Genomic DNA, 12,094 nt, shown 5'->3' on the forward strand with positions numbered 1-12,094 from the left:
GCGAACCGGAAAACATGAACGACATCCTCGGCAGGGACATCTGTGTCCTCCCTTATTTGACGGCCCATGACGCGGCGGAGGTCGATTTTTCCGTCTTCAGCAGACCAGACACCTCCAGGAAGGCCCAAGCCGGATCTTCGCTGGAAGACATCGCCGTCGTGGAGAATCGGCACAATCTGGCCCAGGCGATCATCCTGCGGCTCCTGACACCCAGGGGCTCCCTGGCGTCCCTGGGACACGCCGCGTACGGTTCCCGGCTGAGCGAGCTCATCGGGCGGCCTAAAACAAGGGCCATCCGCAACCTGTGCCGGCTTTTCGTCCTGGAAGCGCTGGCCCAGGAGCCCCGGATCGAGCCGAAGGCCGTCTCCTTCCAGTTTGACGAGACGGCGGAATCCAACGACAACCTGGTCTTCAGCTGCCAGGTGAAACCCCTGAACAGCCAGGACCCCCTCGCCATTTCTCTTGAGGTATCCCTATGAGTTTTTCGCCCCGTACATATGAGGAGATTGTCCGTGACCTTTTGACCACCCTGACCTCGGGAACTGTCCGGGAGCAGGTCAAGGTCCTGGAGGCAGGCGGACAGCACGTTACGGAAAAACTTTCCTCCCGGCCCGTGCGGCGCGTCTCCTTTGTGGAAGAAATCCGGACCGACGAGCAGGGTAAAAGGACGAAGATCCGTTATACGGCGGCCGACTACGAGCTCTTCGCCTCCGACGGCTCGGAAAACAATCTCGACACGATCCGCTTCCGGAAAGGAAAACAGCACCCCGAAACGGCTTCGATCCTCTCGGTCAACTACTACCCCGTCTCGGCCGATCCGACGCCGCTGACGGACCTCAATGTGGGATCCGTCGTCCGCACCCTGATGGAAACCTTCGCCCGGGAGCTGGCCCTGAGCGATCTCTCCCTCGACTTCATCTACAAGTCGGCCTATCTCGAAACGGCCACGGGTCCGTCCCTCGATAAAGTGGTCGCCCTGGTGGGCGTCCAGAGGCTGCCGGCGGGGCATCCCACCGTCAAGGTCCGTTTCTCCCGCAACGCGGCCAGCCCCGGACAAATTTCGATCCCCGCCGACACGGCCATCGTCGATGCCAAAAACAACCGGTACCTGACCCTGGAGGCCCTCGTTCTCGAACCCTACGAGAGCAGCCGCGAGGTCCTGGCCGCCGGGGAGAAGCCGGGGACGGGGGAAGTCGCCCCCGGAGAACTCAACCGCCTCGAAACCCTGATTGCGGGCATCGCGGAGGTGACCAATCTCAAGGAATCCTCCAAGAGCAGCGCCGCCGAAAGCGACGACGACCTGCGACGACGCGCCGCCGGCGCGCTCCACGGCGTGATGCGAGGCACGGTCAACGCCCTGCAGTACGGTCTCCTCAGCATCCCGGGAGTCAAAAGCGTCAATATCGTTGAATTTCCCAACGGCATTGCCGGCGAAGTGCGGGTGGAGGTCTCCTACAGTGAAGATACGCCGGAGGTGCGCACCCTGGTGGCCGACCGAATCCGGGAACTCCGTCCCGCGGGCATCCGGGTGATTTCGGGCGAAGCGGCGAAAAGGCCCCTGGAGGTGCAGATCGACCTGACCCTGACGGGCAAGGGCGTTTCGCAGTCTGAACTGGGCCCCCTCAAGACCTCCGTGGAGACGGCCATCGCAAAATACCTGGCGGATCTCCCCCCCGGCGGTTCGGCGCGCCAGGCCCGCATGTCGGCCCTTCTCCTCGCCGACGCGCGGATCGCCGACGCCAAGGTCCGGCTGACCGTTCCCGGCAAGGAGGCCCAGGAGAATCTTTCCCTGGAAAGCAATGAAGTCTTCGAGGTCAAAAAGCCCTTTACCTTTGCCCAGGTCGCCGCCGAAGAGCAGGCCGCGGCGCAGGCGGTCAGCAGCAAGGCGACCTTCTACCTGCCGCTCCACCTGGTCGCAGGCGTCACCGAGGCCCAGGCGCACAGTGCCATCGAGTCCGCACTGGCGGCCTATCTTACCAGCCGGAGCCCCTCGACCCCTGTTTCCGTCGATACGATGGCCGCTTCCATCCGGGACGACTCCCGGTACGCCCTCGTGCGGGACGAGGCCACGATCACCATCGAAAAGGGCGACATCTTTATGCAGCTCGCCGACGCTCAGGGCCAGTATGTCCCCGCTGCCGGGGAGACGATGGAGAAACAGGCCGTTAACCTGGATATCCGGGAGGGAGGCGTCTGATCATGGCCCATCTCGACGACATGACCGGCCGGATGCCGCAGCTCTACCGTGACGGAGAGATCCTTCGCGGCGTCCTGACGCAGCCTGCCATACAGCTGGAGATTCTCGACGAGTTGGGGCGCCTTATTGCCCAGAGCCACTGGTTTGATGCGGCCTGGGAGCGGGAGGATGTGGTCCGGCTGGCCCGCCTCCTCGATATTGAAGCCCAGCCCTGGCAGGATACCGATGAATTCCGCGCCTGGGTCCATTCCCTCCGAAACGCCTGGCTCCGCCATTCAGGAAGCGTGACCGTCGCCGGCCTTCAGTCCTTTGTGAAAGAATACGTGGAGCGTTATTCCCGGGCCGTCGCCATCTCGGCCGTCCCGCCCCTCACCCTGTGGACCGATTTCCCCGATCCGTCCGCGGCCGCCTTTGTCGAGAATCCGGGCCGCAGGAGAATCCTGCCTGCGGGGCCTTCGGCTCTTCAGCCCCTGGCGCTCTTTCCCGTCGTCAATCGCGGCCTCGATCCCGTCCCAATCCGGTTCCTGCTGCAGAATCTTTCCGGCGCCCCGGAATACGTGCCGCTGATCGCCAACGTGACGACAGGCCAGGCCCTGATCTACAAGGGGACGATCGGTCAGGGGGAACGGCTGTGGATCGATATCGCAAAGGACGGCACCGCAACGGGCACCTTCGAGGACCGCGAGGTGAGCGACCGCCTCGTGTCCATCGCCGATTTTTCGCCGGGGACCCCTTTTGAGAGCAACGCCATCGCCTCCCCCGCCCGGGCGATGACCCTGAACCGGGGGGAAAATACACTCTGGTTCTTCCCCTGCGCCCTTTTCGACGAACAGGGGCTGGACCGGTACCTCTCGGCCCTGGCGGCCCTGAACATTTCCCAGGGAGTCTTTGATTCGAGCGCCTTCGATTCGAGCCTCTTCAGCCAGGATGCCCTCGTACAGATTTTCGTGGCCTACGAGGAGGCACAACCGGCCAGCTTTTCCATCGAGCTGCCCGCCGGCCTGATGCTCTCCGAAGCAGGGCAGATCAAAGAAGCCCTGGAAAAACGGGAAACCCTCGCCTCCTCCCTTCAGGAAGGGGTGGACAAGCTGAAAGCGGCGGGCGTCCAGGGCAAGGTGACGCTTCTGGAACTGCAGGAAGTCCAGTTCCAGCGGGATTATCTCAAGGACTCCACACCCAAGCGCTTCAAGTCTGCAGGACCGACGGGGACGGACCAGGAACCGGCCATCGGGGCCATGTTTGAAAAAACGGGATTAAACTACTCTATTTTCCATTGAGGGAAGACCATGCAGGGAAAAGTTCGAATGCTCCTTCTGGACGCGCAGGGGAAACCCCTTGCGGAACGCAGTTCAAAAAACTCGGTGATGCGCGGGGGCGGAGAACTGATCGCCCGCCTCTTCGCCGGGCAGGGATCGCCCATTACCCACATGGCCGTGGGGACCAGCGATGCGGCGACGCCGGACGATTTTTCCCTGGCCGGGTTGAAAAACGAGGCCGTCGGCGAGATCCCGGCCCTGACGGGGGAAACCGATGTGGAGCTGGCCGCGACGGCCTTTTCCATCGCGGTCAATGCCGAAAAACGCCTCGTCACGGTGAAGATCCGGGGGACGATGCCCAATGCCTCCGCCGTGGGCACGATCCGCGAGGCGGGTCTGCTCTCCAAGGGCGAAGGCGGCACGGTCCTCTACAACCGGGTGACCTTTGCGCCGCTGACCAAGGGCAACGACCATGAACTGACGCTGTTCTGGGACGTCTCTTTCCCCTACGGCGATCTCCAGTGGTTCTAGACATAAAACAGGAAGGCTTTCTCCGATAAGGAACAGTTTAAAAAAGGAGTGTCCCTATGGCATCGTTTCAATTCAAAATGACGGGGTTTCCGGCTGCCAACCGCGACGCGGTGATTCAGCTGGTCAACGAATCGACGGGGAAAACGGTGGAGCGCAAGCCCTTTCTCGACGGGACCCTGACGGTCGCGGACCTCGATGACGGCTACTACCAGATGAAGGTGGTCCATCCGAACCTGGTGAATCCCATCGTCCAGAAGCGGATTCGGCTTTTCCCGCAGATCCCCCCCACGGTGGTTCCCATCCCGATTCCCGAAACCCTTTTCAAGGACGCGCCGATCCGTGATGTCCCCGATGCGGATCTGACGCCGGTACAGCAGGCGGCGGCCACGGTCAAGGGGCAGCTGGGACCCATCGGCAGCAAGACGCCGGGGGAGGCCATCAAGAGCGCCGACTGGAACCTGCTGGTCAACGGCGTGGCCGATCTCGCCAATGCCGTGGCGCAGCTCACGCAGCTCGTTTCGCCCAGGGGCCACGATCATCCGGAAATCGGAGAGAAGATCGCCGAGGTCCAGGGCAATATCCGGCGCTTTGCCGAGGCCTTCGGCAAGTCCCTCGTGGAGCTGCAGCGGGAGATCGAGACGGAGAACCTGGACCGGAAGGTCGACAATGTCCTCGATGCGGCGGAGGCCTCGCAGGCCATCCGGGACCGGGTCAAGGGGCGGATCAACGAACTCAAGGATATGGTTCAAACCGACACGACGATCTTCACGAACAAGCTGGCCAATGCGGGAAGCTTCCTGCTGACGGAAATCAACGAAATGGCCGTCGCCAAGGGCGACAAGGCCGGGGAGTTCCTCAATACCGAGTCCGTCAAGAACACCATCGCCGTGGCGACCCAGTATTCCGATACCGGCGCGGTGACCACGACGGAGCAGGAGATTTCCACTTATCGCAAGACCACCGCTACGGGCGGAAGCAAGCTGGGAACGCTCGTCGGTGCGGCAAAAGGCGGGGGAGGTAAATAATGGCGACGGCTTCCGACCTGGATCGCCTCAAGGCGCTCCTTGAGCTGCTGGGACCCCTTTCTCAGGTCAAGCCGGGACAACCCGTGACGGCTGAGGCCTGGAACACCCTGGTGTCGGTCCTGATGGAACTGACCCGGAATATCCTGACCCACGAACAGGACGAAACGGTGCCGTCCCACACCCACGAAGAGCAGGTGGCCCTGAGCTGGCTCAATGCCCGCCTCCGCTCCCTCGTGGAGAGCGGCCCCCTGGCCGATCCGTCGGCGGTGCGGCGGATGCTGCTGCTGGAGCGCAAGGTGGACGAGGTCGGCGGGCGCGCCGATGAAGCCCACCGCAATCTCGGCGAAGTCCGGACACGCCTGTCCGAAGTGGCGACCCGGGATCTCGTGCGGGAAGCGACCCTGACCAAGGTGGGCCTCAAGGTGCAGACCCTGGGCGACGGCCGGGACGATGTCCTGGCCCTGCGGAGAAGTCTCGATACGATCCGGACGGATGTGCAGACGGCCGTCGAGGTGGCGGAGAAATTCAAAACCGGCGGGGAGATCGCTGATTTCGAAAAGATCCATTCGCGCCTGAGGGCCCTGGAAGTTCTCAAGGAGCGACTGACGATGCCCCAGGGCGACCTCCTGGACGCGTTAGCGCTGGAGAAACGTCTGACGGAATTGAACAACACCTACGTGACGAAAGAGGAGCTCTCCGAGGTCCTCGGAGGGAAGCTGCCGGAGAAGGCCATCCCCGACCTGTCCCGGATCAAGGAGGAGCTTTACGACTCCGTGGTGACCGCCGTCCGTGAGGAGCAGGGCAAGAGGGAAGAGCGCCTCAAAGGGGAACTCCTGGCGGCGATCCCCGATGTCGACGCCGCCGTGGAACGGGGCATCAAGGAGAAGGCCGCAGTCCTGATGAAAGAGGAAATGGCGCGCCTTCAGAACCAGATCCCGGAACTCATCGAAAAAGGGCTCTCCGGCAAATGGGAAGAGCTGGTAACCCGGAGGATCCAAGAGGTCCTCGCGGAAACGAAGACCGAAATCGGCCGGGAAGTGCGGGGGCAGGTCGTGGAGCAGCTGCGGATGGAATACCAGAAGCCCGTCTTCGACGACAACTTCCTGGTCATCAAGGGCATCGGCGAGGCCTACAACGAAAAGCTCAACCAGGCCGGCATCTTCACCTATACCGACCTGTCCGCCAGAAGCCCCGAAACGGTGGGCCGGATTCTCGGCCTGACACCGACGCAGGTCATTAAACTTCAGATTGTGGAACAGGCGAAAGAACTGGCCGCAAAAACCCGGTAAGCCTTTATGATTACGGATTTCGAACAGGAACTGGCCGCATATCTGAATACGCACCTGGACGCCCCTTTTGCGGGCCGCGTGTCCGTTTCCGACGGCGACGCCAAGGGCGGCGGGGCTCAGCCCGCGATCCTCGTCGGCGTGACCCGGACGGCCTGGCAGCCCGCTGAGATGGGACCCAAACACGGCGAAATCGTCCCCGGCTCGACCGATCTGCGTCGCGTCCTGCGCCTGATCTGCACTGCCGAGATCGGGGTTTACCCCTCCTCCTCGGGCAAACGCGGCCAGGAGATCTCCGGCATGGAACAGATCGCCTATCTTCTTGACGCCCCGGAACTCCGGAACGGCAAGGCCTTCGAGAAACCGGGGGACCAGGGATTTATCATCCACTCCCTCCAGGTGACGGGAGGATCGGCCCCCCTGATCTCCGGAGGCACGGCAGCGACAGGATTGACCCTGGAGGTTCGGGGCTGGTTCTGGCCGAAAGGCAAACCGGGGAAGACCGGCATCGCCATCGCCCGTGTCCGCGTTCGCGGCGTCGGGCTGACCCTTTCGATTGCCCCTTCTCCGGCGGTGCTCCGAGCGGGCGGCCCCCCTCAGGAATTTTCCCTTTCCCTGCCGGCGATGGGACCGCTGGCCGTTACGGAATCCGGCGCCGCCTCGGCAGGGCCCTTCGGAAGGCTTTACTGCGCCCTCCGCACCCGGGACGGCTCCAATCCGCTGGGGACCCTTTCCGGCGGCGTCGCCGCCCTTGACGGCGGCCGGCTGATCGAACTTACCGGGGAGGAAGCCCTTCTCACCTATACGCCGGGGGCTCAAGCCACGGTGGAGGATCTCGTGATCGCCCTGGACAACGGGGAATCGGGTGAAGGAATCGAACTGGGCCGGGTGCCCGTTGAAACCGTCGAGGAAATGTGATGGCCTTCGTTTCCATCAAAGATGAAGCGAAAAAAATCGTGGGGATCGAGACCACGCCGGTCTATTACGGCAAGGTGGAAGTTCCCCCTGTTGCGTTCTTCGTCGTCCCGCCCGAAGTAATCTCCCTGTCCGATGAAGGCCACGAGATTGCGGTCTCCTGGAAACCGGCGGAAGGAGCCACGAAGGCGGCTGTCACCTCCGCCTCCCTCACGCTGGCGGCGGCTCTGATGAAGCGGCCGGTCAACGCCACCGTCTCCCAGGAAGGCGCTCACCGCGTCCTGAAATTCGGCGCCTCCGTGACCGTCACTCAACTCGTCTTTGCGGATCTGAAAATTCCCGCGGAAGGCGAATCGGGAGAAATACACCTGCGGCAGACCTCGGATCTGCCGGCGGATCGGCGCCTCGTCGTCTCTGCGGCGGATGCCGCGGGGAACTACTACCCCATGGCGACGGCTCCGGCCTCCCCCCAGCGCGAAATGCTCCCGCCACCTGTCGGCACGGCGCAGTTCGCCTCTTCGACACTGAGCTTTTCAGGCATCAAGACGGACAAGATAAGACTCAGCCTGGTCTCGGGAGGGTTTCCCGAGGACTATGAGCCGAAGGCCTTCGAGGTCGGATCAATCACCGCCTACGCCGACTTCGGCCCGTCGGACTGCCGGGTGGTCGATGGAGCGGACAAGGCGCTCTGGTCTTTCCCCGGAGAGCTGCCGGCCACCCTCCCGCCGGCGGAGATCGATCTGAAGATCCCCCTGGAGACGGCCCTGAATGACACGATGGCGAAGGGGGAAGTTCCCGCCGCCTCGTTCCGGATTCAAGGCGGCACGGACGGGAAAGTCCAACTCTGGAAGGGGGCCTTTCACGGCCATCTGGCGCATCCCGTTCCCGGCATTACAACCGTGGAACTCGCCGGGGAAACCTCGCCCCTTCCCTGCTTCGTCACCCTGCCGGCGGAAGCGCCCACTTCGGCAATCGGGGATCTGACCCTCCGCTATTCGGGCATCCGGCTCTCCGCCGGGTTGAACGACCCCGTACCTGTCCGTGCGGCGTCGGGGACGATTGTCGGAGCGGGGGATGTGGTCCGGCCGCTGCCGTCGGCCCACCTGGAAGGTCTGCCTCTCGCCCGGATCGGCCTGATCGGTCGAGCGCCGCAGAAATGCGAGCTGGCGGTCCGCCTGGTCCGGATGACCAACGGCATTCCCGCCGAGACGATCGGCACGGAGACGGTGATGACCGTGGAGCCGTCCCCCTCTTTCAGTCTCGAGTGGTGCACGCCCAAGCGGGTCGAAATCGGCAGCGGCACCGTCGGCCTTGCGGTCCGCGCCGTCTCCGGACAGTTCTTCTGGGTGAAGGGAAACGAAGATCCTTCGGTGAAGATCGCCCTTTACGACGACAACCCTTCTCTCCAACCGGTTTTGCTCAACGGGGAGACGCTGGTGCAGGCCGGTGCGGAAGAGATCCATCTTCCTGGATTTTCCTTTCCCACCGCCCCCTTTGCCGGGACATCTCCCCTTCTGGAGAGCCTCCTCTTTTTAACCGTCGACCTTTCGGATCTCGAACTGAGGTATGACCGATGAGCCTTCTGGACGAGCTGACCAGCCTCGATATTTCAAGCATCACCAACGCCCGGGGGTCCCTTTCCCTGACCCTGAATTCCGATGCGGTGACAAACCTGATCGGCAACGGGGCCATCTCCACAGCCCTGGGCAGCCTGGGCGGCGGCATCGGCGCACTGCAGGCCGACATCTCCGAACCGGCTTCACTCCTTCAACCTCTGGTCGAGTCGGTGGTTTCTTTTACCGACGGCTTTTCCGTCGACTCCCTCCCCCTGGCCGACTACGTCCGGGCGGTCGGCGACGGCGCGGCCCTGATCGTCTCCCTGCTGGAAGGTCTGGACAGCGATCCCCTCAAGCTGGGCAAGGTGCTGGGCATCTTTTCCGGCGATGCCCTCTCGAAGGCGACCTCCCTTTTCGAGGGCTATACCAGCATGGATCTCTCCAGCCTGGGCCGTTTCCGCAGCCTGCTGGATACGGTCGAGCGGGGCGTTCCCTCGGATCCCGCCCTTTTCGCCGAACTGGCGATGGACATCCTGGTCCCCATTCCCCGGACGTCCCTGCAGAGCATCCGCCTCTCCGTCGATGCGGTCCTGGCCAATGCCGGGAGCATCAGCTTCCCCCAGGGACGCAACGCCGGGCTCCTGCTGGCGCTGAACAACGTCACGGCGGCAGCCAACGCAGGAGATGCAGTCAGGCTCAATGCGGCCCTGGCGGCCCTGCAGGTGGCGCGGGCAAACACCGTCGCCTCGGTCGGCGCCGACCTGGAGCGCATCGTGGGGCTCATCGACCGCCTTCCCCTGGATCAGCTGGCGGCCCCCCTCGAAGAGGCGGGAGCGGCCCTGCAGCGGGCGGAAAAGGGCATCATGGAGTTTTTCAAGATGATCGGCGATTACCTGGATTACGCCAAGGCTTCCGTCAACGAGATGGATGCGGACATGATCCGGGAGATGCTCCTGTGGCTCAACGCGCTGGTCGAGGACTCCCTGAAGCGCTACATCCGCGACCCCATCGAAGCCCAGATTAAGCGCGCGGAAGATTGGATGCGGGGGCTGCTCAACCATATCCCCCTGGCCTCCTACCGAGCCATGATCACGGATTTTCTCCTCTCCATCGCCAAGGCGATCAATGACGCCGATCTGGACAAGCCCGCCCGGAAGGTGCGCGAACTCCTCAATACGATTGAATCGGCCATCGACCCGGATGCCCTCAAGGCCGAAATCGAAGGCGTCCTGGGCGGAATCGAGGAGGTCTACAAGGGCGTCCTGGACACGATTCTCAATTCGCTCGAAACGGTGAAAGGCGGCATCGACACGGTTGCGGCGGGGGCCAAGACCGTCCTCGAAAAGGTACTGGAGGCCCTGAGATCCTTCCGGCAGGTCATGGATGAAATCAAGACGGCCGTGGACAGTCTGGGGATCAAGGAAGCCGCCGATTCCGTCATCGGGACCTTGACCGAATTGCGGCAGACGGCGGAACAGCTTCTGTCGGCGCTGCCGCTGCCCGAGTCCCTGCGACCCGCCATCGAACAGTTGATCAGCGCCATTGAGGGCATCGACCTCGATGAAGTCCTCTCTCCCGTCATGTCGGCGGCTCAGCAGTTCCAGATCCCCGCCTCCGTCGGCGATACAGTGATCCAGGGACTGGCCCGCGCCGCGGAACTGATTTCGAACCTCATCCCCGATACCCTCATCGCCGAAATCGAAGCGGAAATCAATGCCTTCCTCGAAGAGCTGAAGAAATTCGATCCGGCGCAGTTCCTGGGCCAATTGGACGCGTATGTCGACGAGGCCAAGTCCTTTCTGACCGGTCTTGACCCGCGCCCCCTCGTGGAGGAGATCCGCGGTCCTTTTCAAACCGCCCTCGACGCCATCGACCGGTTTTCCCCCGCGCGTCTTCTGGAACCGGTGGCAGAGGCATACGATTCCCTGCTGGCAAGCATTTCCCTGCCCTCTCCGGATTCGGCTCTGGACGCCACCCGCACCGCCCTGAACGGCATCGGCGACTCCGTTGTCAGCGGCATCGCCGGAACCGTAGGCCAGGGGACGGGCGTGCCGACAGCCGGTTCCTCGTCGTCATCGGGAGGAGCCGTTTCCTCAGCGCCCTCTTCATCATCGTCTTCATCGACGGCGTCGACCAGCGGTCCTCCGCAGCCCGAACCGAAATTCAAACCGGGCGATGTGCTCCGCATGCTGGGCTATCTGCCGAACAAACTCCGGGAGACCCTTTCCGACCTCGAAGCGGGAGCGGCCGGCGACGCCCTGGAGGCCGTGGACCGGCTGTGCAGCGGACTGGCCCGTGACCTGCGGAACGTGAAGGCGGCGATCTGGGAGATCGGCGAACGCTTTGAAAGCGAAACCAACGCCTTTTTCGCCCCTCTCGCCAAGGCTCAGTTCGAGGCTCAGGTGGCCATTTCCGGAAACTTCTCGGCGGGGTCCTTCAACGTCAGCGGCTCCCTGGCGGTCGTCGCCGAGGCGGGACCGGGCTCAATGCGGGATGCCCTGGGTCAGGGAGCAATGGCCGTTTCGGATCAGGTCCGGACACGGGCGGCGACCCTCGCGGCCTCCGTGGGCGTCAAGCTGGAAAAGGCGGCGGACGCCCTGGAACGGTGCAGCCTGAGCGGACTGACCGGCGGTCTGGACAACCTTCTCGCCGCCCTCGATGTGGAACCCATCGCCCGGAAACTGGATGACCTCCTCGCCGCCATGATGGCCAAGGTCCCGACCCTGATGGCCTCCCTGGAAGAAGAGCTCAAGGCCTTTGTCCAGCGTCTCAAGAAAAACCTGACGATGTTCAATCCCGGCTTCCTGGCGCAGAAGTTTCTTGGCCTGATCGATCTCCTCAAGGAGCAGCTCGATCTCCTGGACCCGCGGCGGCTGGCGGCGGAGCTGGGGGAGATCCACAAGGCCATCCGGGACACGATCGCCGCCTACGACCCCGCCGTCTTTGCCCAGGAGATCTGGGAGATCATCGACCGGCTGATTCAGGGGCTCGATGTTCTGAAACCCTCGGAACTGCTGGCGGGTTTTTCCTTCTCCAACGAGTTTCTCAACAAGATCAAGGCCGCCGTGCCGACGGAGGCGCTGAAGGACATCGACCGTTCCCTGGACGAGGTGGGCGCGGAGTTGGCCAAGATCGATCCGGCAGGACTTCTGGAATCCATCAATTCTCTAGGGCCGCGGCTCGTGGAAGAATTCGAAGCAGCATTGGAACGCATCAAGCAGGAGATCCTGGCCCTGCTGAACGCCATCCGGTTCCAGGAGACCTCGGGATCGGCGTCGGTCAGCGTTTCCGGCTCCATCGGCTGATTGGTTCTCAGGGTAAAGGAGGA

9 protein-coding genes are annotated in these 12,094 nt (G+C 63.1%); all 9 read left to right on the plus strand.

Annotated elements, in window-relative coordinates; all coding sequences use genetic code 11:
* The first annotated feature begins 14 nt into the window (after window positions 1–14).
* The 9 genes from ACJ77P_RS12150 to ACJ77P_RS12190 are packed head-to-tail and all read left to right on the plus strand — an operon-like array spanning window position 15 to window position 12,071.
* Entirely contained in the window at window positions 15–479 is a 465-nt protein-coding gene (locus ACJ77P_RS12150; RefSeq protein WP_367359906.1) for a hypothetical protein, read from the plus strand.
* Window positions 476–2,197, plus strand: coding sequence for a baseplate J/gp47 family protein (locus ACJ77P_RS12155; RefSeq protein ID WP_408998378.1), 1,722 nt, complete (start codon window positions 476–478; stop codon window positions 2,195–2,197). The genes ACJ77P_RS12150 and ACJ77P_RS12155 overlap by 4 nt, the downstream gene beginning before the upstream one ends.
* A gap of 2 nt (window positions 2,198–2,199) precedes the next feature.
* Entirely contained in the window at window positions 2,200–3,474 is a 1,275-nt protein-coding gene (locus ACJ77P_RS12160) for a hypothetical protein (protein ID WP_408998379.1), read from the plus strand.
* 9 nt (window positions 3,475–3,483) lie between these two features.
* Entirely contained in the window at window positions 3,484–3,984 is a 501-nt protein-coding gene (locus ACJ77P_RS12165) for a hypothetical protein (RefSeq protein WP_367359909.1), read from the plus strand.
* 56 nt (window positions 3,985–4,040) lie between these two features.
* Window positions 4,041–5,009 carry a hypothetical protein gene (locus ACJ77P_RS12170; protein ID WP_367359910.1) on the plus strand — a complete coding sequence of 323 codons (969 nt, stop codon included), beginning with the start codon at window positions 4,041–4,043 and terminating at the stop codon, window positions 5,007–5,009.
* Window positions 5,009–6,298 carry a hypothetical protein gene (locus ACJ77P_RS12175; RefSeq protein ID WP_408998380.1) on the plus strand — a complete coding sequence of 430 codons (1,290 nt, stop codon included), beginning with the start codon at window positions 5,009–5,011 and terminating at the stop codon, window positions 6,296–6,298. The genes ACJ77P_RS12170 and ACJ77P_RS12175 overlap by 1 nt, the downstream gene beginning before the upstream one ends.
* A 6-nt stretch (window positions 6,299–6,304) precedes the next feature.
* Entirely contained in the window at window positions 6,305–7,213 is a 909-nt protein-coding gene (locus ACJ77P_RS12180; RefSeq protein WP_367359912.1) for a hypothetical protein, read from the plus strand.
* Complete coding sequence (locus ACJ77P_RS12185; protein ID WP_408998381.1) at window positions 7,213–8,787, plus strand: hypothetical protein; 1,575 nt, start codon at window positions 7,213–7,215, stop codon at window positions 8,785–8,787. Before ACJ77P_RS12180 ends, ACJ77P_RS12185 begins: the two co-directional genes overlap by 1 nt.
* The gene (locus tag ACJ77P_RS12190; RefSeq protein ID WP_408998382.1) at window positions 8,784–12,071 is read left to right on the plus strand and encodes a hypothetical protein; all 3,288 of its coding nucleotides are present in this window, start codon (window positions 8,784–8,786) and stop codon (window positions 12,069–12,071) included. Before ACJ77P_RS12185 ends, ACJ77P_RS12190 begins: the two co-directional genes overlap by 4 nt.
* Window positions 12,072–12,094 lie beyond the last annotated feature (23 nt).

This window comes from Syntrophus buswellii (assembly GCF_046097065.1).
In the GTDB taxonomy this organism is placed as follows: Bacteria; Desulfobacterota; Syntrophia; order Syntrophales; family Syntrophaceae; genus Syntrophus; species Syntrophus buswellii.